Annotated in this window: 19 protein-coding genes; 4 read left to right on the top strand and 15 right to left on the bottom strand. The window is 58.5% G+C overall.

Features of this window, described 5'->3' with window-relative positions; genetic code table 11:
- Window positions 1–78 precede the first annotated feature (78 nt).
- Window positions 79–465, top strand: coding sequence for a PilZ domain-containing protein (locus tag FOM92_RS05890; RefSeq protein WP_143775837.1), 387 nt, complete (start codon window positions 79–81; stop codon window positions 463–465).
- A gap of 2 nt (window positions 466–467) precedes the next feature.
- Here the strand turns inward: FOM92_RS05890 and pgl are convergent, their stop codons facing one another.
- The 7 genes from pgl to FOM92_RS05925 all read right to left on the bottom strand — a co-directional run bounded on the left by pgl (window position 468) and on the right by FOM92_RS05925 (window position 9357).
- Window positions 468–1175: a 6-phosphogluconolactonase gene (gene pgl / locus FOM92_RS05895; protein ID WP_143775838.1), complete on the bottom strand. Its 708-nt coding sequence runs from the start codon at window positions 1173–1175 to the stop codon at window positions 468–470.
- A 15-nt stretch (window positions 1176–1190) separates the two neighbouring features.
- Window positions 1191–1805 (bottom strand): bifunctional 4-hydroxy-2-oxoglutarate aldolase/2-dehydro-3-deoxy-phosphogluconate aldolase, encoded by a 615-nt coding sequence (eda, locus tag FOM92_RS05900; RefSeq protein WP_143775839.1) that lies wholly within the window; start codon window positions 1803–1805, stop codon window positions 1191–1193.
- A complete protein-coding gene (gene glk, locus FOM92_RS05905; RefSeq protein WP_143776341.1) occupies window positions 1802–2773 on the bottom strand; it encodes a glucokinase in 972 nt (323 codons plus the stop codon). The genes eda and glk overlap by 4 nt, the downstream gene beginning before the upstream one ends.
- Entirely contained in the window at window positions 2773–4596 is a 1824-nt protein-coding gene (edd, locus tag FOM92_RS05910) for a phosphogluconate dehydratase (protein ID WP_143775840.1), read from the bottom strand. Before edd ends, glk begins: the two co-directional genes overlap by 1 nt.
- Window positions 4589–6034, bottom strand: a complete 1446-nt coding sequence (gene zwf, locus FOM92_RS05915; protein ID WP_143775841.1) for a glucose-6-phosphate dehydrogenase — start codon at window positions 6032–6034, stop codon at window positions 4589–4591. Before zwf ends, edd begins: the two co-directional genes overlap by 8 nt.
- A gap of 99 nt (window positions 6035–6133) precedes the next feature.
- The gene (locus FOM92_RS05920) at window positions 6134–7168 is read right to left on the bottom strand and encodes an ACP S-malonyltransferase (protein ID WP_143775842.1); all 1035 of its coding nucleotides are present in this window, start codon (window positions 7166–7168) and stop codon (window positions 6134–6136) included.
- A complete protein-coding gene (locus tag FOM92_RS05925; protein WP_143775843.1) occupies window positions 7165–9357 on the bottom strand; it encodes a thiamine pyrophosphate-dependent enzyme in 2193 nt (730 codons plus the stop codon). The genes FOM92_RS05920 and FOM92_RS05925 overlap by 4 nt, the downstream gene beginning before the upstream one ends.
- Window positions 9358–9578: 221 nt before the next feature.
- On the opposite strand from FOM92_RS05925, the gene FOM92_RS05930 reads away from it, so the two are divergent.
- Complete coding sequence (locus tag FOM92_RS05930; RefSeq protein WP_170226795.1) at window positions 9579–12161, top strand: TonB-dependent receptor; 2583 nt, start codon at window positions 9579–9581, stop codon at window positions 12159–12161.
- Between the two features lie 170 nt (window positions 12162–12331).
- Here the strand turns inward: FOM92_RS05930 and FOM92_RS05935 are convergent, their stop codons facing one another.
- From FOM92_RS05935 to acs, 4 genes are all read right to left on the bottom strand, one after another.
- Window positions 12332–14527: a 3-hydroxyacyl-CoA dehydrogenase NAD-binding domain-containing protein gene (locus FOM92_RS05935; protein WP_143775845.1), complete on the bottom strand. Its 2196-nt coding sequence runs from the start codon at window positions 14525–14527 to the stop codon at window positions 12332–12334.
- Window positions 14528–14540: 13 nt separating this feature from the next.
- Window positions 14541–15755 carry an acetyl-CoA C-acetyltransferase gene (locus FOM92_RS05940; RefSeq protein WP_143775846.1) on the bottom strand — a complete coding sequence of 405 codons (1215 nt, stop codon included), beginning with the start codon at window positions 15753–15755 and terminating at the stop codon, window positions 14541–14543.
- Window positions 15756–15764: 9 nt separating this feature from the next.
- The gene (locus tag FOM92_RS05945; protein WP_143775847.1) at window positions 15765–16913 is read right to left on the bottom strand and encodes a CaiB/BaiF CoA transferase family protein; all 1149 of its coding nucleotides are present in this window, start codon (window positions 16911–16913) and stop codon (window positions 15765–15767) included.
- A 94-nt stretch (window positions 16914–17007) separates the two neighbouring features.
- Window positions 17008–18960, bottom strand: coding sequence for an acetate--CoA ligase (gene acs, locus FOM92_RS05950; protein WP_143775848.1), 1953 nt, complete (start codon window positions 18958–18960; stop codon window positions 17008–17010).
- A gap of 162 nt (window positions 18961–19122) precedes the next feature.
- On the opposite strand from acs, the gene FOM92_RS05955 reads away from it, so the two are divergent.
- Complete coding sequence (locus tag FOM92_RS05955) at window positions 19123–19905, top strand: SDR family oxidoreductase (RefSeq protein ID WP_143775849.1); 783 nt, start codon at window positions 19123–19125, stop codon at window positions 19903–19905.
- Window positions 19906–19972: 67 nt separating this feature from the next.
- On the opposite strand, the gene FOM92_RS05960 is transcribed toward FOM92_RS05955, so the two are convergent.
- The 3 genes from FOM92_RS05960 to FOM92_RS05970 form a co-directional block, all read right to left on the bottom strand.
- Window positions 19973–20698 carry a hypothetical protein gene (locus FOM92_RS05960; protein ID WP_143775850.1) on the bottom strand — a complete coding sequence of 242 codons (726 nt, stop codon included), beginning with the start codon at window positions 20696–20698 and terminating at the stop codon, window positions 19973–19975.
- 96 nt (window positions 20699–20794) lie between these two features.
- Window positions 20795–21922 carry a peptide chain release factor 2 gene (gene prfB / locus FOM92_RS05965; RefSeq protein WP_143775851.1) on the bottom strand — a complete coding sequence of 376 codons (1128 nt, stop codon included), beginning with the start codon at window positions 21920–21922 and terminating at the stop codon, window positions 20795–20797.
- Between the two features lie 89 nt (window positions 21923–22011).
- A complete protein-coding gene (locus FOM92_RS05970; protein WP_143775852.1) occupies window positions 22012–22941 on the bottom strand; it encodes a DUF3137 domain-containing protein in 930 nt (309 codons plus the stop codon).
- A 63-nt stretch (window positions 22942–23004) separates the two neighbouring features.
- Here FOM92_RS05970 and FOM92_RS05975 point away from each other — a divergent pair, with 63 nt between their 5' ends.
- Window positions 23005–23562 carry a LemA family protein gene (locus FOM92_RS05975; RefSeq protein ID WP_143775853.1) on the top strand — a complete coding sequence of 186 codons (558 nt, stop codon included), beginning with the start codon at window positions 23005–23007 and terminating at the stop codon, window positions 23560–23562.
- A 33-nt stretch (window positions 23563–23595) separates the two neighbouring features.
- On the opposite strand, the gene FOM92_RS05980 is transcribed toward FOM92_RS05975, so the two are convergent.
- Window positions 23596–26115: a penicillin-binding protein 1A gene (locus FOM92_RS05980; RefSeq protein WP_143775854.1), complete on the bottom strand. Its 2520-nt coding sequence runs from the start codon at window positions 26113–26115 to the stop codon at window positions 23596–23598.
- Window positions 26116–26124 lie beyond the last annotated feature (9 nt).

Consider the following 26124-nt stretch of genomic DNA (forward strand, 5'->3'; position numbering starts at 1 on the left):
TGTTAACCTTTTGGCTACATTTTGGTGCCAGTAATATCGTGTAACAAAAGTGGTAACTTAGCCTGCTGGGTACGCGAAATGAACGATCTTCTGAATATGGACAATCCTGCGTCAGCCAAACGCGGGGCCAATCGCGACAGCCTTCTTTTGAAGGCAGTTTTGCGGTTTGCCAATGTCAGTGAAGATCGTGAAGTCCGTATCCGTAACCTTTCGGCAGGTGGCCTGATGGCCGAAGCCCCCATGCGCGTGGCGCGTGGCGAACCGGTGGAAATCCATCTGCGCAGCATTGGCTGGATCAGCGGCCATGTGGCATGGGTGACCGAAGGCCGCATCGGCATCGCCTTCGACCATCCCATCAACCCCAAGGATGCACGCAAACCCGTCGGCCAGGCCGAGCTGGATATGCCTAACTATCTGAAAAAGTTAAACGAGCCGAACGCGCCCAACAAATATCGCCGTCTCTGAATTCAGGCGTCCAGACAGTAGACATCGACTGGCACGGTAATCTTTTCGAGAACCTTGCCCACCGGATAGGCCGACTTCGCGCCATCCTCTATCGCCTGCTCCAGCACTCCGCGCTTTTTCGCGCCGGAGATCACCAGCATCGTCGTCCGCGCCGACGCAATCGCCGCCGCGGTCAATGTGACGCGGTTGACCGGCGCCTCTTCCGGTAATGGATCGGGGGCAACGCCCACAGCGCGGACATCCTTGCCGCCATTCAGTGCGTCATCAAGGTCGGGTCCGGGGAAAATCGACGCGGTATGCCCGTCCGCACCCATGCCCAGCCAGACAAGATCAGGCGGCCAGTGCAGGTCGGCAAGCCGCGCATTTGCGGCATTCCCTGCCAGTTTGTAATCCGCCGCATCGCTGGTGATCGGCAGGACGCGGGCGCCCTTGGGAATGAATATCTTTGCGATCATCGCCACATTGGACAAGGGGTTGTCGACAGGAACCAGCCGGTCATCGGTCGGGATAATCGTCACACTTTTCCAACGGATTTTTGCTTCGGCGAGCTTTTCCAATATGGGCCGGGGCGTCGATCCGCCGGGGAAGGCCACCAGTGCCTGACCACGCGCATCAAGCGCGCTTTCGATAATGAAACTGATATCGCCGACGACCGCATCAATCAAATCCTCGGCGGCATCAAATTCCCACCATTCAATCTCTTCGGCCATCTGCTTGTTACTCCATCATGTGCGTAGCGCGGCGGCGGCGCGCGCTGCGGCCTCTATCGCCACAACATCCGGTGTCCCTTTACCAACAAGCCAGCTTCCGCCAACACATAAAATTTCAGAAACCGCCAACCAATCGGCAGCAGTTTCCTGCTTTATCCCGCCTGTGGGGCAGAATTTGCACTGGCCAAAAGGACCAATGAGCGATTTCAGCGCCGGAAGCCCGCCATTCGCCTCTGCCGGGAAGAATTTGAAATGTTTGAGGCCGAGATCCATACCGCGCATGATGTCACCCGCATTGGCGATTCCCGGCAGGAACGGTATGCCCTTTGCAACCGCCGCTTTGCCGAGATTTTCGGTCAGGCCCGGCGACACGATAAATTCGGAACCGGCCGCAATCGCGCTTTCCAGCCCGGGGATATCGACAACTGTCCCTGCCCCCACAATCGCACCGGGCACCTTCTTCATCTCGGCAATAACATCCAGCGCCGCGGCAGTGCGCAAGGTGACTTCCAATACGCGCAGTCCGCCTGCGACCAACGCTTCGGCGACCGGACGGGCATGGGCGACATCTTCGATGACCAGCACCGGGATAACAGGCGCGGTGCGCATGATGGTTTCGATTGCGTTCACTGCGCATACTCCTGTGCATAGGCCGCCGCCGCGCCAAACAGGCCGGGTTGCGGATGGGTAATAAGTTTTACCGGAATTCCGGCCATCAATGATTCGAAACGCCCTTTGGCACGGAACCGTTCGGCAAAGCCGGAGCGGACAATGATATCCTTGATGCGAAGACCAAGACCGCCCGCGATCACGACACCGGCAAAGCCGCCTTGCGCCAGCGTGATATCGCCCGCGACGCTGCCCAGCGACAAGCAGAATCGATCGACGGCAGCGGCGGCAAGGCTGTCGTCGCCAGACATGCCCAATTGCCAGAGTTGCTTGTCGTCCAGTTGCTGCACCGGCCGCCCTTCCAATGCAGCCAGGGCTTCGTAGATTTCCACCAGCCCGGGGCCCGATACAACACGCTCTGCCGAAACCCGGCGATACCGTTTGCGCAACCGTTCGAGCAGTGCATCTTCGATACTGTCGAGCGGCGCGAAATCGATATGCCCGCCTTCGGTCGCCTGCACATGGTAGGAATCGCCCTTGCGCCACACATGCGCCACACCCAGTCCGGTTCCGGGGCCAATGATGCTGATCGTGCCGCTCTCGGCCAACGGCTGTTCGGGTCCGGTCAGGTGCAGGAAATGTTCCGCACCGGCCTGTGCTACCGCATGACCAACCGCGCCGAAATCGTTGACTATGACAAAGCTGTCCACGTTAAGCTTTTCGCAAACCAGTGAGCGCCGGATGATCCAGGGATTGTTGGTAAGCTTGATGACATCGGCATCGACGGGCCCGGCAATCGCAATGGCTGCGGCGCGTGGCAATGTCTTTCCGGTGATCCGGCCAAAATCTTCCCAGGCGGTTTGGAAACTCGCATGTTCGGCGGTTTTCAAGGTGACCGCCTCGCCCAGTGAAATGACCCGCCCGCCGGATACCTCGGCAATGGCAAAGCGGGCATGGGTGCCGCCAATATCGACCGAAACAATCTCCATCACAGACCTGCCGCCGCCAGCATCGCCGAACCGCCCTTCTCTGCCTCATCCGCCGAACCGCGCATCAGCGCGAACAGTTCGCGTCCTGTGCCGACATGTACCGCGGGCATGGGCACCGCCATACGGCCAGCCCATTCCGCTTCATCGACCAGCACATCAAGCGCGCCGTCAAGCGCGCACAGCCGGACCACATCACCGTCCTGCAATTTGGCAATGGCGCCGCCGCGTGCGGCTTCCGGACTGAGATGGATAGCCGCCGGAACCTTGCCCGACGCACCCGACATGCGGCCATCGGTCACAAGCGCCACCTTGAACCCCTTGTCCTGCAGCACGCCCAGTGGCGGCGTCAGCTTGTGCAGTTCGGGCATGCCATTGGCGGCTGGCCCCTGGAACCGGATCACGACAATAACATCGCGGTCCAGTTCACCCGCCTTGAACGCGGCGAGTGCATCATTCTGGTCATGGAAAACACGGACTGGCGCCTCAATCGTCCACCGCGCCGGATCAACCGCGCTGGTTTTGAACGTCGCGCGTCCGAGATTGCCGGTAACCAGCCGCATCCCGCCATCCGGGCTGAACGGATTGGACGGTGGCCGCAGCATCGATTCGTCGGCGCTCGCCGCGGGTGCATCCCGCCAGACCAGCTTTTCATCCTGCAGGAACGGTTCCTGGCCATAAGCGGTCAGGTCATCTGCCGCGACGGTCATGATATCACGGTGCAGCAGTCCGGCGTCCAGCAATTCGCGGATGACATAACCCATGCCGCCTGCCGCATGAAAATGGTTCACGTCGCCCGATCCGTTGGGATAAACGCGCGCGATCAACGGCACCACCGACGACAACTGGTCAAGGTCTTCCCAATCAATCAAGATGCCCGCCGCACGCGCGATGGCGGGAATATGGAGGGCATGGTTGGTTGAACCGCCCGTGGCCAGCAACCCGGCACATGCATTCACAATCGCCTTTTCATCCACGCAGAGACCCAGTGGACGATAATCATCCCCGTCCCAGCCAATCTCGGCCAGACGATGCACCGCCGCACGCGTCAGTTCCGTACGCAATTTGGTGCCCGGATTGATGAAGGCGGCACCGGGGATGTGCAGCCCCATGACTTCCATCATCATCTGGTTGGAATTGGCCGTTCCGTAGAAGGTACAGGTTCCCGCACCATGATAGGATGCGGCCTCGGCCTCCAGCAATTCTTCACGCCCGACTTTGCCTTCGGCATAAAGCTGGCGGACACGTTGCTTTTCCTTGTTGGCAAGGCCGGACGGCATGGGGCCGGCGGGCACCAGGATCGTCGGCAAATGGCCAAAGCGCAACGCGCCAATCAAAAGTCCGGGAACAATCTTATCGCAGATGCCAAGCATCGCGACGCTTTCGAACATTCCGTGGCTCAGGCCGACGGCGGCGGCCATGGCGATGACATCGCGGCTGAACAGCGACAATTCCATCGAGTCCTGCCCTTGCGTCACACCGTCGCACATCGCGGGTGTTGCGCCTGCAACCTGCGCCGTGGCACCGACTTCGCGGGCAAAAATCTTCATCTGCTCAGGATAGCGCCCATAGGGCTGATGCGCGGAAAGCATGTCATTATAGGCGCTGATGATACCGATATTCATCGCCTTGCCGCTGCGGATCGCGGCCTTGTCTTCACCGCTTGCCGCAAATCCATGCGCCAGATTGCCACAGCTCAAGGTCGGACGGTTCACGCCCGCATCCCGTTGGCGCGCGATCAGGTCCAGATAGGCGGTTCGGCCGGGCTTCGACCGTTCGATAACGCGCGCGGTGACCGCTTCGAAAGTGGCGTTCAGCTTACTCATGCCAGCTTACTCCATCCCGTTCGGCAAGCGCGATGGCGGCATTTGGCCCCCAGCTACCCGCGCCATAATTTTTCGGCTTCAATCCGGTACTCTTCCAAAGATCCCTAATCGCATCGACCCATTTCCATTGCGCCTCCACCTCGTCACGGCGGACGAACAGGGTCTGGTCGCCTTCGATCAGATCGAGCAGCAGCCGTTCATAGGCGATACGGCGACGTGATCCGGCGAAAGCGGTGGTGAGCGAAAGGTCGAGCGGCACCTCGCGCAGGGTAACACCGCCGCGATCCAGACCGGGTTCCTTCGCCATTACCAGCAGGCGCACATATTCCTCCGGCTGCAACCGGATAATCAGTGTATTGGCCTCCAGCCGTCCGCCGCGCGCGCCGAACACATTATGCGGCACCGGCTTGAACTGGATGACAATCTCGCTCCGCCGTTCGGGCAGACGCTTTCCGGTGCGCAGGAAAAAGGGCACGCCCTGCCAGCGCCAGTTATCGACATAGGCCTTAATCGCGACAAAGGTTTCGGTGTCGGACGGCTTGCCAAGATCGGCCTCATAGCTTTTCACCGCTTCGCCTTTGACCGCGCCGTCGCCATATTGGCCGGTCACGACATCGCCCTCGGCAACAGGGCGCAGGGCGCGCAGCACTTTCACCTTTTCATCACGGATAGCCGTTGCGTCGAGATTGGCGGGCGGCTCCATCGCGGTAAGCGCCACAAGTTGCAGCATATGGTTCTGCACCATATCGCGCAGGGCGCCGGTATCGTCATAAAAGCCTGCGCGTCCTTCAAGGCCAACGGTTTCGCTGACGGTGATCTGGACATGCTCGATAGCATTGGCGTTCCACAAGGGTTCGAACAGCATGTTGGCAAAGCGCAGCGCCATCAGGTTCTGCACCGTTTCCTTGCCCAGATAATGGTCGATGCGGAAGGTCCGCTTTTCAGGGAATACCGCGTTCACCGCGTCGTTGATCTGGCAGCTGCTGGCCAGATCATTGCCCAGCGGCTTTTCAAGGCCGATGCGTACATTGTCGCCCGCAAGCCCGGCGCTGTGCAGTCCTTTGATGGTGGGCTCGAACAGCGATGGTGCGGTTGACAGGAATATCGACAGGCCGCCGGAAATATCACCGATCTTGTCGGCCAGCGCTGCAAACCCCTCCGGCTGCGATGCATCCAGCGCCTGATAATGAAGGCGCTGCAAAAAGGCGTCAATCATCCCTTCCGCCTTGCGGTCTTCGGGCAGAAATTCGCACAACGCGGTGCGGGCAAATTCGCGAAACTCGGCGTCGCTATAGGCGCTGCGCGCCGTGCCGAAAATGCGCAAGGCGGGATCGATCAGTTCGTCGGCATGCAGCGCATAAAGTGAAGGCAGCAACATCCGACGGGAAAGATCGCCGGTCGCACCGAATAATAAGAGGGTCGAACTATGCTCGCTCATGCAGCCTATCTCCAACAATCGGCGTCCTGCGCGTCGATTACGCGCTTTCCCTTAGCTTGCCGACCCCTCGCGTCTAGCGCTTATTCGTATGCACCGCCCTTAACGGACCACCTGCGCCCGCTGTTCCGCAATGCCCATCGACAAAATGACCGGATTTTCGGATTGCCGCGCCTGAAAATCCGCCTTTCCGGACAGGCTGCGCCATTGGGACGCGATCAGTGCCTGTGCCGTAGGCGCCCCCAAGGTGGTTCCAGGGCCGAGAACGATGATCTTGTCCGGCGCGAACTCCGCCGCTGCGACCTGGACGGCGCGGGTAAAGTCATAGGTACGGTTCAGTTGCGCGCCCAGAGTATAATCATAAATTGCCGCAGGATCGAATGCCCTGGGCGACCAGACCCTGCCCTGCCCGTCTACTGCCGAAAGCGTGCCGCTGCCGAAATCGGCGAGCGGATTGGCAGCGCGGGCCATTTGCGGGATATGGTCGAGCAACGGGCTATGGAACGCCGCATGGTGCATCAGGCGCATCGGGAAGCGGTCGTCCTTCGGCAGACGCTCCGACAACCATTTAAGCCCTTTGTCATCCGCCGCGAACACGACCATGCCGCCCAAATGGATCGAAATATGCACTTCCATGTCAGATGATGACGAAGATTCTTTGCATATCTCTCTGATTAGATTTTCTTTTTCCGGATCGATGTTCCAGTCTGCATCGACAATCGGCCACACAATCTGTCCACCCACGCCATGCTGGTGCATCATGCCGCCCATGGTGTTCACCAGCCGCGCGCCACCTTCGAAATCCAGTATTCCGGCGCAGGCCAGTGCCAGATACCAACCCATCGAATTGCCGGTGACCGCGACAATATCATAGCGTTCCCGGTCAATCGCCGCGAAGTCGGCCAGAGCGCAAGCGTAGATCAGCAAGGATGCGTTATCGCCGGTCATATGCACCGAAGGCGCATATTTATCGGCACCGTCCAGTTCGGAGATCGGGATCTGTCCCAGCGAACGGCGGAGAGCGTCGAGCTGCTCAACCATGGCCCAGCGGTCGGCATGATGGGTTTTCAGGTAACCCAGTTCCGGCGCATTATAGGTTCCACGCCCGGGGCAGACGACAAGTGCGGTCTCTTTCATGCGACGGCTGCCATTGCTGCTGCGATGATCGATTCCCGGCTCGGCAAAACCAGCTCTGCGGCGGGACCCAGGGGTATGAAGCAATCCTCTGCGGTAATCCGGTGCGTCACATCGCCGCGTCCGGCTTCGGCCAGGATCGTCATCAGTTTCTCGCTCAAGCTGCCCGTCCGGCGGCTTTCGTCAACGATCAGGATATTCTGGCAATCCGCGATAGCCGCAACAATAGCGGCATCGTTCAGCGGGTGCAGCCAGCGCAAGTCGATAATCCGCAGATCAATGCCCGCTGCACGCAGTTCAGCCTCCGCCTGCCGCGAAAGAAAATAACCATTTCCGTAGGTTATGATCGCAAGTTCCGAACCATTCCCATGCTGATGCAACGCACCGAAAGGAATGCTCGTCGCTTCTGCCGGCGCGACATAGGGCGCTGTCCACGCCCCGTCATTTGCCTCTGCCAGATCCGTTGTGTGATAGAGCGCAATGGGTTCGACGAATATGACGACCTTGCCATCCTCATGCGCCATCCGCACGGATTCGCGCAGCATAGCGGGCGCATCGGCGGCATTTGACGGACAGGCAACGATGATGCCCGGAATGTCGGTCAACACTGCGAGGCTGTTGTCGTTATGGAAGTGCCCGCCAAAGCCCTTTTGGTAGGGAAGTCCTGCGATGCGGACGACCATCGGGTTGCGATATTGGCGGTTGGAGAAGAAGGATAGCGTCGCCGCCTCCCCGCGGATCTGGTCCTCGGCATTGTGCAGATAGGCGAGAAACTGGATTTCCGGGATGGGAACAAAGCCATTATGTCCCATGCCGATCGCAAGGCCCAATATGGTCTGTTCGTCCAGCAATGTATCGAACACCCGCGCCGCGCCGAACTTCTCCTGCAAGCCCTGCGTTACCCCATATACACCGCCCTTGCGCGCCACATCCTCGCCAAACAGCGCGATATTCGGGTAGCGCTGCATGAGGTCGGCAAGCGCAAAGTTTATCGACTTCGCCAGCGTTACAGGCTTGGCCAAATTACGCTGGTCCTTGGCGAACAGAGCGTCACGGGCCGGTTTATCGGGCAAAGGCGGCGACGTTTTGAAACCTTCGACGGGGTCAATCGACGCCATGACGTCAGTCGCCGTCTCGATCCGCGGCTTTGCCAGCGCATCCTGCGCCACATGGTCGACACGGGCGCGCATATCCTGATAGCGGTGGACTATCTCGTCCCCTGAAAGCCCCGCCTGTTCGTGCAAGATGCGCGCGCTGTGCAGCAGGGGGTCCTGCGCCTCGGCCGCCTCGATATTGGCGAGTGCGGAGTAGCTAGCCTCAACATCCGCGCCGGCATGCCCCATCAACCTGACGGTGCGCATATGCAAAAATACCGGTTTGCGTCGCGCCCGCGCATAGTCAACCGCCTCGCGGCACCCGCGCAGCGCATCGTTCAGGTCCGCCCCGTCGCATTGGATATAATGCAGAACCGGACGGTGCGCGAAGTTCGCTTCGATCCAGCCACCGGGTGTACGCACCGATATCCCGATGCCATTATCCTCGCACAGGAAGATGATCGGCATCGGTAAATGCTGATAGGCAGCCCAACAGGCCGAGTTGAACGCCCCTTGCGACGTCGAATGGTTTGCCGAGGCATCCCCGAAGGAGCACAGGATCACCGCATCGTGTGGCAGGATAGCGTCCTCAAGCTTCAACCGCTGTGCCATCCCAAGGGAGTGCGCCGCACCCACGGCCTTGGGCAGGTGCGAGGCGATGGTGCTGGTTTGCGGCGGCACGAACGTATTGGCGCAGCCCAAAACCTTGTGCCGGCCACCCGATATGGGATCGTCGGCAGAGGCCGCAAAGGACAGCGCCATGTCATATAGCGGAGTCAGGCCGCCGAACTGCTTCTTCCGCTGGATAAGGAACGCTGCGTCGCGATAATGCAGGAAGGCCATATCGCCCTGCCGCGTCGCGGCGGCCATCGCCGCAGTTCCTTCATGGCCCGAACTGCCGATCGAATAGAAAGTCTTCCCCTTGGACCGCCGCGCCCACAAATCGAGATGGCGGCTCATGATCTGGCTGTCGAACAGATCGACAAGTTGATGGGCAGGTGCAGTAACGGGAACCGAATTGCTGCGCGGTGCCGGAAAGTCATGGGCGGCGACGCGGCGCACAAAGGCTTCGTCAATGATGGCGGGACGGTCAAACATGACCAAGGGCTATAATATGCTGCGCGACGGAAAAGCCACAGTTATTTGGCAAATTCAATCGCGCGATTAAATTGCTGGATTTGCCAAAATTCGTTGATAGGATGGTGCCTGAGAGAGAGCTTATTCCCCAGGAAGTTATCCGAGTGAATATGTAATTGGCGGTTTGGCAAAGATGAACAGGAATGTCGCCACCCGATCCGCCGCTTAAGGAGGAGAGAGAAATGCGTCGATTTAATCAAATACTTACGGCTGCCTTGTGCAGCACGATGTTCGTTCCGGCTGTTTATGCCCAGGAAGCCCCACAGGCTGAAGAGGATAGCGGCAACGAACCGATCATCGTGACGGCTACGCTGCGCGCGATGGATGTTCAGGACATTCCATTGGCCGTTACCGCAGTCGCCCCGGAAGCGCTTGAGCGCGAAGGTGTCTCCGACATCAAGACGCTCTCCTCGATCTCGCCAAGCTTCAATATCCAGTCTTCACAGACTGAAACACAGGGCACGTCGATCAAGATCCGCGGCGTCGGTACCACCGGTAACAATACCGGTCTGGAAAGTTCGGTCGGCGTATTCATCGACGGGGTCTATCAATCACGCCCTGGTGTCGCACTGGGCGACCTTGTCGATCTGGAGCGTCTGGAAATCCTGCGCGGACCGCAGGGCACCTTGTTCGGCCGCAACACATCTGCCGGTGCATTGAATATCTCCACCAAGCGCCCCAGCCTTTCGGAATTCGAAGGTTTTGTGAACGCCAGCTATGGCAATTACGACTTCATGAATCTGCAAGGCGGCGTCAGCGTTCCGATTGCGCAGGATGTGGCCGGTATCCGCCTGTCCGGTACGTGGCGTAAGCGCGATGGCTATCTCAAGAGCACAACGGGTGCGGAAAGCAACAACCGCGACCGGTACATGCTGCGCGGACAGCTCTATATTGAACCCAATGCTGATGTCAGCATCCGCCTGCTCGCCGATTATTCGAAAGTCGACGAAAACTGCTGCGACGCAGTTGTCGTGCGCGAAACAGAGCTGGCACCCTTCTTCGCATTCCATGGCTTGACGACGGATGGTGTGGACGTATCGGGCCCGAGCGCGCTGAAAGGTCTCGATACCAACAGCCAATTGTTCAAAAATGGTGCCGAACAGTGGGGCGTATCGGCTGAACTCAAGTGGGATTTTGGTGGCGCGAAGCTGACTTCAATTACCGCTTATCGTGATTTCCAGTCCAGCTCGACACAGGAATCGGACTTTACCAGCCTGAATATATTTACCTCGGGTGCTGGTGGCTCCAATTCGCGACCCGGCATCCTGCCCAATGGCGACATCATCAAAACCTTCACGCAAGAACTTCGCTTGCAGGGAACCGCTTTTAACGACCACCTCGACTGGTTGGTCGGTGCCTTCTATTCAAAGGAAGACATCACATCGAACCAGTCAATGACCTTTGGTGCAGATTATCAGCGTGCAAATAGCGCGTTCAACTTTGCAAATGCCTTGGGCGTCAACCCGCTCTTTGCGCTGACGGCTTTGGGCAATGGTGGCATTCCGGTGAATTCGGCGGGGTCGTTTGCAGAAAATGTCTTCTCACAAAGTGCGAAGAGTTTTTCATTCTTCACGCATAATGTCATCAACTTCACCGATAAACTGAGCCTCACACTCGGCGCACGTTATGTCGATGAAAAGAAGACTGCATCCTTTGACCAGCTCAACGCCAGCAACGGCGCATGCCAAGCAAGCGTCAACGGTGTTCTGACCGGTGCCTTCACGGCAGCCTTGCTGCCCGGCGCCGTGCAGTCCGGCGTGGTTGGCCTGAACTGCTTCCCCTTCGCGGCACCGGTCACTTTGACCGCACCGGCCGGATTGGGCGGCGGTCTTGCAAGCCGCTTCCTGCCGCTGCCACGCGAATGGGCAAACGTCTTCAAGGATGACGAAATCACCTACACCGCGCAGGTAGGTTACAAGGCCAATCCGGACCTGCTGATTTACGCCGGTTACAGCCACGGCTTCAAATCCGGTGGTTTCAACCTTGATCCCACCGCTGCGAACCTGACCAACTCGGCTGCTGTTTTGGCCGGCGGTGGTACCGTTGCACCGGTCTTTGCCGATCCACGCTTTGAATCGGAAAAGGTCAACCAGATCGAAGTCGGCGTCAAAGCGACCTTCGGCCCGATCAAGGCGAACCTCGCCCTGTTCGACATGAAAATGAGCGACTTCCAGGTCCTGGAATTCACCGGTGTCCAGTTCCTGACCTTCAACGTCAATTCGGCCCGTTCCACTGGCGCCGAGCTCGAACTGTTCGGTGATTTCGGCAACTATGTAACCGGTAATCTTGCCATGACATATGCCGATGCCCGCTATCCGAGCGATTGCGCCGTTGGTGTTGCCCCGGGAGCATTGGGTTCGGTCACCCGCCTTTGCGGTCAGGATCTGACCAACGCACCGAAGTTCACCAGCGTGGTTGGTTTGACCTATGACGGCCCACTCAACAACTCCGGCTGGGGACTGCTGGTCAACGGCAGCATGAACTATTCGGACAGCCGTACCACACGGACAATCGATCTTGATACGAACGGTCTTCCTGTCCCGCTCGCGCGGCAGGAAAACTACTTCAAGATGAACGCACGCATCGGTCTCACAACACCGGACGAGCGCTTCACCTTTGAATTGTGGGGTACCAACCTGACCAACGAAATCACACGCGGCATCACTGCCAACACCCCGCTCCGCGGTGGTGCGGGCACACGTTCGCTGATCGGTTTTGTCGAAGAACCCCGCATGTACGGCCTGACCGTCCGCGCCAAGTTCTAAGAATCCAAATCAAAAAGGGGCGGCCTTCCATGGGGAGGCCGCCCCTTTTTTGTCGATATTCCGTTCGGGAAATTGTCGCCCTGCCACAGGTACAGGGTGACGGGAAACACGTTGACGGGGTGAGAGGAAGACGGTTTTCAAAAACCGCCGCCCTACCCTGTATAAAAAGCTTACGCCGCCGCCTTGTATAGCGTCGCGCCCTTGTCGGCCATTTCCCGGAAGCTTTTGGGCGGCGCGAAACGGCTGCCGAAACGCTGGGCGAGGCTGTCGGCGGTGCGGACAAAGTTTTCGAGGCCCACCGTGTCGATATAGCTCATCGGTCCGCCGGTATAGGGTGCAAAACCCCAACCGAAAATCGCTCCCAGATCCGCGCTTTGCGGGTCGCGAACGACTTCTTCCTCATAACATTGCGCGGTTGCAATCAACTGGATGTAGAGAAGGCGCTGCTTGACCTCTTCCACGGTTGGCTGGTTTTCCGCGAGCGGATAATGGTCGGCCATTCCCTGCCACAGGGACAGGCGCTCGCCCTTTTCATCATAGTCGTAGAAACCCGAGCCGAAGCGGCGGCCTTTGCGGCCCAGCTTCACCACCATCAGTTCCATGAACTCTTCGGTACCGCTCGGCTGGTAAGCATCGCCCAGTTCTTTCTTGGTCGATTGCATCACATCATAGCCAAGCTGCAAGGTGGTCTCGTCCAGCAATGCAAGGGGACCAATGGGCATACCGAGCGACTTTGCCGCATTTTCGATCAGGGCAGGCTTCACGCCTTCGGTCACCAGCTTCATCGCCTCGCCCATATAGGGTGGGAAAACGCGGTTGGTGAAGAAACCGCGTACGTCTTTGACGACGATCGGGGTCTTCTTGATCTTTGCATTATAGTCAAATGCCGCGGCCAATGCGCGGTCGCCCGACAATTCGCCCGGAATGATTTCGAGCAACGGCATCTTTTCGACCGGCGAAAAGAAGTGCAGCCCGATGAAAAGCTCCGGCCGGACGGAATTTTTCGCAAGTCCGGTAATGGGCAAGGTCGAGGTGTTGGAAGCAAACACGACGTCCGGACGAATGACGGCCTCCGCCTTTTTGATAACATCTGCCTTCACATCCGGGCGTTCGAACACGGCCTCGATAATCAGGTCAACATCCTTCAGATCGTCATAATTGTCCGTCGGTTTGATGCGGGCCATGAATGCCTCGCCTGCTTCCTTGGACATTTTACCGCGACCAACGGCCTTATCGATAATCTTGCGGCTGTAATCGACCGCCTTGTTGGCATCTTCCAGGCTACGATCAAGAACAACGACATCCATGCCGCCCTTCACCGTGACATGGGTGATGCCCGACCCCATCAGGCCGCCGCCCAATACGCCGACTTTCCTGATTTCCACAGGTGGCACATCCTTGGGACGACCCGCGCCCTTTTCCGCGGCCTGCTTGTTGATGAAAAGCGTGCGGATCATGTTTTTGGCCTGGCTGCCCGACAGCAGCTTTGTGAAATATTTGGATTCCACGCGAAGTGCCGTGTCGAAAGGAAGAATCGAGCCTTCGTACAGGCAGGACAAAATGGCCTTTACCGCGTCGAAATTGCCCTTGCTTTCCTTGTGCGCCATGGCGTTGAGGCCGATGAAAAGCTGGACCGAGCGTGGGTCCATAGCCCCTGCACCGCCCGGGAATTTGAAATCCTTCTTATCCCAGGGTGCGGTCGCCTTCGGATTGGCTTTCACCCATGCCTTGGCATTGGCGATCAGGTCCGCAGCAGGAACCACCTCGTGAACCAGACCCTGCGCCTTTGCCGTTGCGGGGTCGAGCGACTTGCCCTGAATGATCATCATGGCTGCATTTTGCAGGCCGATCAGGCGTGGTGTACGCTGGGTACCGCCGCCGCCGGGCAGCAGGCCGACCAGCACCTCAGGCATGCCGAGCTGGATTTTCGGATTATCGGCCACCACGCGGTAATGGCACGCGAGCGCGAGTTCCAGACCGCCGCCCAGTGCTAGGCCGTTCAGTGCGCAGGCGACAGGCTTGGCCGACGCCTGACCGCTGGCCAATGCCTTGGCTGTCTTGCCGCCCGACTCCATCTTGCGCAGCAAGGCATTCAGGGCAAATGCCTGATCAAAGGCTTCTTTCGTGCTGTTCGCCTTTGCGCCGCCCAGCATGGTAAGGTCCGCGCCCGCCAGAAATCCGGTGGGCTTGCCCGATGTAATGACAGCCCCCGTAATCGCGTCATTGGTGGTAAAATCATCCACCCATGCGCCGAATTCGGAGATCAGGTCACCATTCCAGACGTTCATGGTCGCGCCGGGAAGGTCGATGGTGACAAGCGCAATGCCGTCGCTGTCGATGTCGACTGAAAAACTTTTGTAGGTCATGTCTAAATCCCGATCAATTCACGCGTTCAATGATGGTCGCAGTGCCCATGCCTGCGCCGATGCACAGGGTGGTCAGTGCGGTCGATTTGCCGGACCGTTCCAGTTCATCCAGAACGGTGCCCAAAATCATTGCACCGGTCGCGCCCAGCGGGTGACCCATTGCGATTGCGCCACCATTTACGTTGATATCGCTATGGTCGATATTGAGCGCTTCCATGAAGCGCAGGACAACCGAAGCAAAGGCTTCGTTCAGTTCCCACACGTCAATGTCGCCCTTGTCCATGCCCGCACGTGCCAGCGCCTTTTGCGCCGCAAATTCGGGGCCGGTCAGCATAATGGCGGGTTCCGAACCGATGGATGCCATCGAAACGATCCGTGCGCGGGCCTTCAGCCCGTATTTCTCGCCAGCTTCCTTGCTGCCGATCAGGACAGCGGCAGATCCGTCCACAATGCCCGAGCTATTACCGGCATGGTGGACATGGTTGATCTTTTCGACTTCGGGATAGCGCATGATGGCAATGTCATCGAAACCGGGCATCATTGTGCCCATCATCTGGAACGCCGGAGCGAGAGAGCCCAGCGACTGCATATCGGTCTCCGGACGCATCAGTTCGTCATGATCCAAAACGATTTCGCCGATGACATCATGGATCGGCAGGATGGACTTGGCGAACCGCTTTTCGCTCCATGCCTTGGCAGCGCGCTTCTGGCTTTCGACGGCATAGGCGTCCACATCATCACGGCTGTAGCCATATTTGGTGGCGATCAGATCGGCAGAGATACCCTGCGGAATGAAATAGTTGGCAATCGCCGAACGGGGATCGATCGGCCAGGCGCCGCCATCGGACCCCATGGGCACGCGGCTCATCGACTCAATACCGCCGCCAATGGCCAGATCGCACTCGCCCGACTTGACCTTGGCCGCCGCGATATTGGACGCTTCGAGGCCCGAACCGCAAAAGCGGTTTACCTGAATACCGCTGGTCGTATGCGGATAACCTGCAGCCAGTACAGCGGTGCGCGTGATAACTGCGCCCTGTTCGCCGACGGGAGACACGCAGCCAAAGGCCACATCTTCGATTTCGTCGCCCGCAAGACCGTTGCGGTCGCGGATCGAGGCGAGCACTTGCGCGGCCAGATCCACCGGTGTGATTTCGTGCAGCGCGCCATCGGGTCGCCCCTTGCCCCGGGGGCTACGCACCGCATCATAAATATAGGCTTCGGTCATGGTATCTTCCTAGTTGGCAATTACGGCGCCTGCCGCAATCAGTTGGGATATATCGCTCTCGCCAAAGCCTGCTTCGGCAAGGATGGCAGCATAATCGCTGCCTTTTGTTGCAATTTCGAAATGGGTAGCCAGCGGCTGCGTTGCAAGACGTGGCGCGATTTGCGGATGCAGCCAGCGACCGTCCTGGACGACTGCCTGCCGTTCCGCGTTGGCGGGGTGAGACGCAGCCTCGACATAATCCAAGACCGGCGTCACGCAGGCGTCGGTACCGGCGAAAATCGCCTCCCACTCGTCACGTGTCTTGGTCGCAAAGACATCTTCCAGCATCTCGTGCTGCTTTGCCCATGCACCGAAATCAAGTTGCGCCCCGAATGCGTCGGCATCGATGGGCAGACGCTCCATCATCGCTGCAAAAAACTGAGGCTCGATGCAGCCCACCGCCATGAATTTCCCGTCGGCCGTCATGTAGCAGCGGTAGAAAGGAGCCGCGCCGTCGAGCAGGTTGGATTCACGCTTGGTCTGCCACTGGCCAACCCCGGCCATGCCGTGGACAAAGCTCATCAGGCTGTGCGTGCCGTCGATGATGGCTGCATCAACCACATTGCCCTTGCCCGTCCGTCCGCGCTCGATCAGCGCGGCCAATATGCCCGTCACAAGGAACATCGATCCACCGCCAAAGTCACCGACCATGTTGAGCGGCGGCACAGGCGGCTGTCCGTCCTTGCCAATGGCGTTCAGGACGCCGGTCATGCTGATATAGTTGATGTCATGGCCGGCCATCTGGCTCCACGGCCCGCTTTGGCCCCAGCCGGTCATGCGTCCATAGATCAGCCCCGGATTGATGGCGTGGCACGCATCGGGTCCGACACCCATGCGTTCGGTAACGCCCGGACGCAACCCTTCGATCAGGACATCCGCCTTGGCGACCAGTTTCAGCAAGGCGTCGACCGCCTCCGGCTTTTTCAGGTCGAGCACAATCGACTTCTTTCCGCGACCGTCCACAGCCTTGGGCAAGGACCGGCCCGGCCGGTCGATGACGACTACATCGGCGCCCATATCGGCAAGCAGTTGTCCGGCGTAGGGGCCGGGACCAATACCGGCGAGTTCAACAACCATGATGCCGGCCAACGGGCCGGTCTTGACAGGGGAATCAGTCATGGCATCCTTCCGTTACGGAATAGCGGCAGAGATATTTAACCGCACGATTAACCGCGGCCTTCTACTCCGTCCCGCAGGTTGACGCAAGCGTCAACTAACGGTTTTGACGCCCCTCAATCAGCGCGTCAACCACCGTCGGATCGGCCAACGTCGACGTATCACCCAAAGCAGCGAAATCATTCTCGGCAATCTTGCGCAGGATGCGCCGCATGATCTTGCCCGACCGCGTCTTGGGCAAGGCCGTGGTGAAGTGGATATGGTCGGGCGAGGCAATGGGGCCGATCTCGGTCCGGACCTGCTGCCGCAACTCGGCGTGCAGTTCGTCCGAAGGCTCCTCCCCCATATTCAGTGTGACATAGCAATAAATGCCCTGCCCTTTGATATCATGCGGAAACCCGACGACCGCCGCCTCGGCGACCTTGTCATGAAGGACCAGCGCGCTTTCGACTTCGGCGGTGCCCATGCGATGGCCGGACACGTTGATAACGTCGTCCACCCGTCCCGTAATCCACCAATAGCCGTCTTCGTCCCGGCGACAGCCATCGCCGGTGAAATATTTGCCCTTATAGGTCGAAAAATAGGTCTGCACAAAACGGTCATGGTCGCCATAGACGGTGCGCGCCTGCCCCGGCCAGCTATGTGTAATACACAAATTGCCGCTGGTGGCGCCGCCAATCTGTTCGTCGGCGAGCACTCCGCCTTCGGCATCGACCAGTTGCGGGCGGATACCGAAAAAGGGCCGGCCAGCGCTGCCCGGTTTCATGCCATGCGCACCGGGCAGGGTCGTGATCATCACGCCGCCGGTTTCGGTCTGCCACCAGGTATCGACGATGGGCAGTTTCCCCTCACCCACGGTCGCATGGTACCAGCGCCATGCTTCGGGATTGATAGGCTCGCCAACCGTACCCAAAAGCCGGAGCGATTGCCGCGATCGTGCCTTTACCGGCCCATCGCCATCGCGCATCAGAGCACGCAACGCCGTCGGTGCGGTGTAGAAGATATTGACCTGATGCCGGTCAATAATATCCCAGAACCGCCCGCTGTCAGGATAGCTCGGAATTCCTTCGAAGATCAGGCTGGTCCCGCCATTTTGCAGCGGGCCGTAGACAACATAGCTGTGCCCCGTGACCCAGCCGATATCGGCCGAACAGAAAAACACCTCGCCGGGTTTGTAATCGAAAACATAATGGAATGTCGTTGCGGTCCAGACCGAATAGCCGCCCACCGTATGCAGCACACCTTTGGGCTTTCCGGTCGAACCCGATGTGTAAAGGATGAACAGTGGGTCTTCCGCATTCATGGGTTCGCAGGGACAATCGCCCGAAACCTGCATGTCGTGGAACCAGTGATCACGACCCTCGCGCATGGCGATGTCCTCGCCAGTGTGCCGAATGACCAGCACAGCATCGACACCGGTCACCTTTTCAAGCGCAGCGTCGATATTCGCCTTCAATGGAACCGACTTGCCGCCCCGGACGGCGCTGTCGGCGCAAATCACAAAACGGCTGGCACAATCTTCGATGCGCCCCGCGATCGCTTCGGGCGAAAAGCCGCCAAAGACCACGCTATGCACGGCGCCGATGCGTGCGCAGGCAAGCATGGCCACCGCGCCTTCGACGCACATGGGCATATAGATTGTCACCCGCTCGCCCTTGGTAACGCCCAGTTGCTTCAGCGAATTGGCCATGCGGATGACATCGGCCTGCAAATCGGCATAGCTGACGCGGCGGGCATCTTGCGCGGGATCGTCCGGTTCAAAGATGAAAGCCAGTGCATCCCCGCGCCCTGCGGCAACATGACGATCCACCGCATTGTGGCACAGGTTCAGGACGCCATCTTCATACCATTTGATGTCGACCGGGTCATAAGACCAATTGGCGATTTTGGAAGGAGCGGTGAACCAGTCGAGCCGTTCGGCCTGCCTCGCCCAGAATCCGTCCGGGTCCGTAATGCTTTCGGCATAGAGACGGTCATAATCGCCTGCGGAACAATATGTGTGCTCGGTTGCGCTTTCGGGGACGGGAAACCAGTCCTGTTGCTCACTCACTTGCTCTCTCCTGCGCTGGGCCTTATGCTGCTGTCTGCTTAAGTGGAGTATGTCCGGTGATTCAAGGGTAAAGAGCAGAGCGCCTCTCGAAAAATCGTCCGTCGGTCTGAACCGGATTCGGCACGACGGTCGCCTTGAAGTCGAGTTTACAGGATTACCCCTATGCCCAAATTACAGAATAAATCCGCCCTCGTGACAGGGGGTGCACGCGGAATTGGCGAGGCCATTGCCCGTCGCTTTGCCCTTGAAGGTGCCGATGTCATCATCGGCGATATCGATGCCGAGACAGGATCTGCGCTGGCTGCCGAAATCGGCGGCCGTTTTTTCCCGCTCGACGTGGCATCAGAAGCAGACTGGACCAGTCTCGCAAGCACATTTCCCACGATCGACATTGTCGTGAACAATGCCGGTATTACCGGTTTCGAGGACAGCCCCGGACCGCACGACCCCGAACATGCAACATTGGCCGAATGGCACCGCGTCCACGCCGTCAATCTGGACGGTACTTTTCTGGGATGCCGCTATGCGATCGGCGCGATGCGGGCAAAGGAGGCAGGATCGATTATCAACATGTCCTCGCGCTCCGGCCTTGTAGGAATACCGGGTGCCGCGGCCTACGCCTCGTCAAAGGCGGCCATTCGCAACCACACAAAATCCGTCGCGCTTTATTGTGCGCAGCAGGGCCTCAACATCCGCTGCAATTCAATCCATCCGGCGGCCATTTTGACGCCCATGTGGGAAGCATTGATCGGAGACGGCCCGGACCGCGAGCAACGCATGGCAGCGATGGTAGCGGATACGCCGTTGAAACGGTTCGGTACGGTAGAGGAAGTCGCCACCATCGCCCTGATGCTGGCATCGGATGAGGCCGCCTATATGACCGGCAGCGAGATTCATCTGGACGGCGGACTTCTGGCCGGCTCAGCAGCGTCGCCGGGCGGGTAACGGACTTGTCAATGTAACGGGAGCGAACGGATATTATTCCGGCCGCTCCCGCCAACAAAATGGCATTTTATTCCATGCGCTCTGCGAAGCATTTTTTCAAAGCTGCCTGTTCCAGCTTCGCATCGCCCAGACCTTTGGCGGATGCACGGCATCTGCGGAACGGAGTGCTGGCATCAGCCAATTTCATCGCGGCAGCAGCGTCGTACCTTGGGGATAGCTTGCCATCGGCACCAAATGCGACATTCTGCGCAACTTGTGCCATCAGTTCACGGCCAACGGGCAGACGTGCACGCTTGCCGGTGATGAATCCGGCAAAAACCCCGATGGCGATCACGCCAACACCGGTTGCGACTGTGTTGCCTTCACCTTCCTGCCGGAAACTGCCGGACAAGGGAACTTGTGTTCCGTCCAGATAGATGCTCCGGAGCTCAAATTCCATTTTGCCGGACTTTCCAAATGCCCCCTTGCCTGTCCGCCAGGTAATTTCCGCGGTTGCCGGTGTCCCGCGCGGGATCACAACAGTTTGTCCAACAGTTACATCGTTCAGAACGGTCAGGCGAAATTCGTCGCCTTCCTTATGCGTACTGCTGTTGACTTCTTCCGTTACGGCGAGAGTGATGGGCGTTCCCGCATTAAGGACAAGATCCTTGGGCGCCTGTGGTTCGGCAATTATTTGAGCCGGTTCCGAATTTGCCTGTGCTGTACCCGGATTTACTTCCTGGGCGGAAGCTATTGTGGACAACGCACAAAGACTGACCGCGCACAAATAATGTGCCGCAAAATTGAATTTCATAAATTTCCCCATTTTTACACTGGATGATCCAGATGTTTAACGGGATAGACGGCCCCGGTTAGCTGTCAACAACAGACTGTTTGGACGCTGTGTAAATTAATCCACATCCTCGACCGCAACCGCCTCGCCTGTCACGCGTTGTGCCAGCGCGGCGGCGATGAAATTGTCGAGGTCCCCGTCAAGCACGTCCGACGGCGTGGGCGATGTGACGCCGGTGCGCAAATCCTTCACCATCTGATAGGGTTGCAGAACATAGGACCGGATCTGGTGGCCCCAGCCGATTTCGGTCTTGGCCGCATATTCCCCGCTCGCCGCCTCTTCCCGCTTGCGCAATTCCGCTTCGTACAGGCGGGCCTTTAGCATGCCCATGGCGGTCGCGCGGTTTTTGTGCTGGCTGCGGTCGTTCTGGCTGGCGACGACAATGCCCGAAGGTTTGTGGGTGATACGGACCGCAGAATCGGTGGTATTAACATGCTGTCCACCCGCACCCGATGCGCGGTAGGTGTCAATTTTCAGGTCACCTTCATTGATTTCGATATCGATATTGTCGTCAATGACGGGATAGACCCAGACGCTCGAAAAGCTTGTATGCCGCTTGGCCGCGCTGTCATAGGGCGAAATGCGAACGAGACGATGCACACCGCTTTCGGTCTTTGCATAGCCATAGGCGTTTTCGCCCTTCACCAGCATCGTGGCCGACTTGATACCCGCCGTGTCGCCTGCCTGATAATCGACCATTTCGACCTTGTATCCGCGCTGTTCGGCCCAGCGATAGTACATACGCTGCAGCATTTCGGCCCAGTCCTGGCTTTCGGTGCCGCCGGCGCCTGCGTGGATTTCGATGAAGGTGTCGTTGCCGTCCGCCTCGCCCGACAACAGGGCCGAAACCTTGTCGCGGTCGGCACGGTCGGCCAACGCCTTCAGCGATGCCGCGCCTTCATCGGCAAGGGCGGTGTCGCCTTCCATCTCGGCAAGCTCGATCAGCTCTACCGTACCACTTTTGTCGGCGTCGATTTCGCGCACGGTCGCGATGGCCGCATCCAGACGGCGGCGTTCGCGCATTACCTCTTCGGCTGCCTTGGGATTGTCCCAAAGAGTGGGATCTTCGACCTTGGCGTTTAGTTCGTCCAGACGACGCAGGGCGCGGTCCCAATCAAGCGACATCTTGACCAGATTAAGGGCAGCATCAATGCGGGCAACATAGCCTTCTGCGTCGGCGCGCATGGGGAAACTCCAAAAGGGAATGAAATCAGGTTGGCGGCCTTTAGCCGATTAGCGGCCCAAGTCAAAGGTGGCTTGACTAATGTTGAGGGTCAGGACCTTGGCCTTTCATTGAGCAGTTTGACCAATTTTGTGATCGAACCGAATTGCGCAATGGTTTTACCCAGCAATTCACGGTCGCGTTTGGGGTTGAGCGTAGCGCTTTCAAACATGTTGCCCGTCTGCAGGGTCACAATCAGGTCACCGCCCAGAAACAGCGCGGCCAATCTGTCACCTTCAAATTCCCGCTCCAACTCGATCAGCCGTTCGCAATAGGCAGGGTGGACAAGATAGCGGGCCTCCACCTGATCGGTGCCGTAGACGTCGAACGCATCTTCGAACCGCGGATCGACCATCTTGATCCGTTCCAGCGTCTGGCCATTATAACTTTTGCTGTCCCCGAACAGGGTGATCTTGAACCCGTCGCGGCGGACAAGGGTTGTACCCATGAAAGGCCGTGCAAACTGGAACCGCAGCACGACGCCTTCGAATTTGGTGACGGTGCGCCGGTTCTTTCCCGACCCCTGCTCTTCGGTCAGCTTGGCTTCGTATAAAAGGAAGTCGGTGCCGTCGATTGACCCGTGCCACTGGTCTTGCAGATATTTGCCGTCATAGGTCGGCAACAAGCCATAGGTCCGGGCATTTTCGAATTCCTGTCCGGAAAAGGCGGCGACCGAATAGTCCAGTTGCAAGCTGCGGGCGAGCGCGCCGTTCATTTCATGCTTGAGCGAATTGATCATCTTCTGCCGGATGTTGCTGGCCCACGCCAATGCGCCACCCCCCACGACACTCGCCGCAAAATAGCCGATTTCCGACAGCCCGAAGATGTGGAAAATAAACCCGACCAGCACCGCAGAAACAATGCCGCCCGCGCCGGTCCAGATCATCTTTTCCTTCGCCTTGGCCCGTTCCGCCATCAGGGAATCAAGCCGACCCTGCAGGCCGTCCGCCATCAGCGTGTCGACATCGGGCAACGCTATCATCTTTGCTTTCCCCCTTTCCCCGTGATAACCGATGCTATCGATCGTTACAGGGGGAGTAAAGCGATGGGATTGGTCATCATTGGTATTGTCGTTTTTTTGGGGTTGATTGCAATCCTGATCTATAACCGGCTGGTCGGTTTGCGGCAAAATGTGCGGCAGGGTTGGGCCGATATCGACGCCCAGTTGCGCCAGCGGCACGACCTGATTCCCAATCTGGTCAATACGGTCCAGGGCTATGCCACGCATGAAAAATCGACACTGGATGCCGTAATTTCCGCCCGCAACTCCGCCTTGGGCGCCGCAAACCCCGCTGCTGCGGCGGCTGCGGAAAACGGACTTTCGGGTGCATTGAAAAGCCTGTTTGCCTTGGCGGAAAACTATCCGGACCTGAAAGCCAACCAGAATTTCCAGACCTTGCAGCATGAACTGGCTGATGTGGAGGACAAGCTGGCGGCGGCACGCCGGGCCTATAATGCCGTTACGGCCGACTATAATGGCGCACGGCAGGCTTTCCCCGCCGTGCTGTTCGCCAGTGCGTTCGGTTTTGGCGAGGAGAAATTCTGGGAATTGGGCGCAGAAGAACGCCCAACGATCAGCGCCGCTCCGGAAGTTAAATTCTAGGCAGTCTGTATAAATACCGGCAAGGGGCGGTTATCAGTAAATCCCGCCTTCTTGCTGGATAAATTCCTGATCGCGCTTGGTTGCCGAGCTTGGCCCCTGCCCTGTGTTGGCATTGCCGGAACCGCTCTTGGAATCCGAAGATTCCTTCTTCTTGGGCTTATCGCCGCGGGCCGCCAGTTCATCCTGCCTTATGGAGCGTTTGGGCTCCGTCTCCGCCTTGAACGCTTCCCAGATCACTGCGCTTTTGGGATCATCCCCCGGCCATGCGCCATAGACGCGCTTACCGCTTTTGCGGTCGATCCGCACGAGGCGCGTGCCTGCGGGCGCAATGAAGGGCGTCTTGGGCATGCCGGCCATGGCGACACGCGCAAATTGTTTAAACACAGGCGCCGCTAAGGATCCGCCCTGGGCATAGCCGCCCATATTGCGCGGCTGATCAAAACCCAGATAGAGCCCCGCCACCAATTGCGGTGAGCCACCGATAAACCACACATTGGTCGGCCCGGTCGTGGTTCCGGTTTTGCCGAACAGGGGACGGTCGAGATCGCGCAAAATCGTCGCTGTCCCGCGCTGGATGACGCCTTCTAACATATGGACGGTCTGATAGGCGGTTATCGGATCCATCACCTGCTTACCCGACGCAGCAAAACGCGGCATGGGCTTGCCATCCCAGTCTTTCGCCCGGCACCGGTTGCATGGTTTCCAGTTCTCCGGAAAGATAACCTTCCCTTTCCGGTTCTGCGCATAATCGATCAAGGTCGGCTTCAGTTCCCGGCCATGGTTGACGAGCATCGAATAGGCGTTGACCATCTTCAGAACGGTCGTTTCCCCTGCACCCAAGGCATAGGACAGATAGTCGGGATAGTCGCCGATCCCCATCGCCCGGAATGTATCGGTCACATTATCCATCCCGGAATCCGCCGCGGCACGGACGGTCATCAGGTTGCGCGACTGTTCCAGACCCCAGCGCATCGTCTGCGGCCCTGCCCCGCCACCACCAAAGTTGCGGAAGCATTTTTGGCCCAGCGATGCGCCTTGCCAGACACAATAGGGGCCATCGACGATGATCGAGGTCGGAGTCATACCGTTGTCGAGCGCAGTCGCATAGACGAAGGGTTTGATCGTTGAGCCCGGCTGGCGCTGCGCCTGGGTTGCCCGGTTAAAGCTGGATATCCGGTTATCGAAACCGCCCTGTATGGCAAGCACCCGGCCGTTCAGCGGGTTTTGCACCACCATACCGCCGCCCACTTCAGGCACGGAACGGACGGAGAAGCTGTTCGCACCATTGGGCACAACGGCGATGACATCGCCTGCCTTCATGGCTGCAGGGCCGCCGTTCAGCAGGCCGACCGTACCGTCTGCAAAGCCGACCCGGCCTTTTCCAAGCGCAACACCTGCGCGCCAGTTGGCGTAATCGATGCTGATATTGGTTGACGCAAACCGCGATGCCCATTTGTCATCGGACACATCGATCGTGCCCATATTGGCTTTCCATGCCTTGCCCGCATTATAACGCAGCAGCCCATCGCGCAGCGCCTGTGTCGCGGCCAACTGATATTCCGGGTTCATGGATGTACGAACCCATAAGCCACCGGCATAGACGCTATAGGGACCATCCTTGTCGGTCTCGCCGAATTTCTCGATCAACTGGCGGCGGACTTCTTCGGTGAAATAACCGCCGATATTCTTGTAACCCGTCCCGCGCTGCGCAATCAGTCCCAGGGGCATGGCCCGGGCATCGGCCATCTGCTTTTCGGTGATCCAGCCATTGGCGAACATTTCGCCCAATACCCAGTTGCGTCGCGCGATTGCCGCGTCCGCATTTTTGGCGCGGCCATAACGCTCCGGTGCCTTTGGCAAAATGGCGAGAAACGCCATTTCATGCAGTTGCAACTGGTCGACGCTCTTGCCGAAATAGGCCTGCGCTGCCGCTTCAACGCCGAACGACTGACGTCCAAGCGCAATTTCGTTGAGGTAAAGCGACAAAATCTGCGGCTTGGTCAGCGCGCTTTCGATCCGCTTGGCAAGGATCGCCTCCTTCACCTTGCGTGTGTAGCTATATTCATTGGTGAGAAGCAGGTTTTTGGCCACCTGCTGCGTAATTGTCGACGCCCCGCGCGAACGGCCACTGCTGAACATATTATCGAAAACCGCCGAGGCGATGCCCGGATAGTCGATACCGCCATGGCTGAAAAAGGTCTTGTCCTCCGCCGCCAGATAGGCGCGGATCAGCAACCGGGGGAAATCGGCATATTCCAACTGGACCCGGCGTTCGCGCGCATAGCTTTGAAAGGGTTCGCCATGTATATCGCGCACTACGGTGGGCAACGGCGATTCATATTCGATCAAAGCATCCGCATCAGGAAGGTTACGTGCAAAAACCACCCAGAAAAGCAAAAGCAGAAGAAAGGCGGCACCCGCGGCGTAAACCATCCAGCGGAAACGCTTGCGCTGCCACCATATTTGCCATTTGCCGATAAAACCATCGACGTCGCGCTTCAGTTTGTAACTGATGTTTGTCGGTTCTTCGGGCGGGGTCACGGCTTCGGTCATTACCGGCTC

The organism is Sphingorhabdus contaminans (assembly GCF_007280415.1).
GTDB lineage: Bacteria > Pseudomonadota > Alphaproteobacteria > Sphingomonadales > Sphingomonadaceae > Sphingorhabdus_B > Sphingorhabdus_B contaminans.

Coding starts and splice junctions, on each gene's coding strand:
- FOM92_RS05940 (WP_143775846.1), bottom strand. CDS start 15,755: ATGACCGAAGCCTATATTTATGATGCGGTGCGTAGCCCCCGGGGCAAG.
- FOM92_RS05980 (WP_143775854.1), bottom strand. CDS start 26,115: ATGACCGAAGCCGTGACCCCGCCCGAAGAACCGACAAACATCAGTTAC.
- FOM92_RS05945 (WP_143775847.1), bottom strand. CDS start 16,913: ATGACTGATTCCCCTGTCAAGACCGGCCCGTTGGCCGGCATCATGGTT.
- FOM92_RS05975 (WP_143775853.1), top strand. CDS start 23,005: ATGGGATTGGTCATCATTGGTATTGTCGTTTTTTTGGGGTTGATTGCA.
- pgl (WP_143775838.1), bottom strand. CDS start 1,175: ATGGCCGAAGAGATTGAATGGTGGGAATTTGATGCCGCCGAGGATTTG.
- FOM92_RS05920 (WP_143775842.1), bottom strand. CDS start 7,168: ATGAAAGAGACCGCACTTGTCGTCTGCCCCGGGCGTGGAACCTATAAT.
- FOM92_RS05960 (WP_143775850.1), bottom strand. CDS start 20,698: ATGAAATTCAATTTTGCGGCACATTATTTGTGCGCGGTCAGTCTTTGT.
- glk (WP_143776341.1), bottom strand. CDS start 2,773: ATGGAGATTGTTTCGGTCGATATTGGCGGCACCCATGCCCGCTTTGCC.
- edd (WP_143775840.1), bottom strand. CDS start 4,596: ATGAGTAAGCTGAACGCCACTTTCGAAGCGGTCACCGCGCGCGTTATC.
- FOM92_RS05925 (WP_143775843.1), bottom strand. CDS start 9,357: ATGTTTGACCGTCCCGCCATCATTGACGAAGCCTTTGTGCGCCGCGTC.
- FOM92_RS05955 (WP_143775849.1), top strand. CDS start 19,123: ATGCCCAAATTACAGAATAAATCCGCCCTCGTGACAGGGGGTGCACGC.
- FOM92_RS05935 (WP_143775845.1), bottom strand. CDS start 14,527: ATGACCTACAAAAGTTTTTCAGTCGACATCGACAGCGACGGCATTGCG.
- FOM92_RS05970 (WP_143775852.1), bottom strand. CDS start 22,941: ATGATAGCGTTGCCCGATGTCGACACGCTGATGGCGGACGGCCTGCAG.
- FOM92_RS05890 (WP_143775837.1), top strand. CDS start 79: ATGAACGATCTTCTGAATATGGACAATCCTGCGTCAGCCAAACGCGGG.
- prfB (WP_143775851.1), bottom strand. CDS start 21,922: ATGCGCGCCGACGCAGAAGGCTATGTTGCCCGCATTGATGCTGCCCTT.
- zwf (WP_143775841.1), bottom strand. CDS start 6,034: ATGAGCGAGCATAGTTCGACCCTCTTATTATTCGGTGCGACCGGCGAT.
- FOM92_RS05930 (WP_170226795.1), top strand. CDS start 9,579: ATGCGTCGATTTAATCAAATACTTACGGCTGCCTTGTGCAGCACGATG.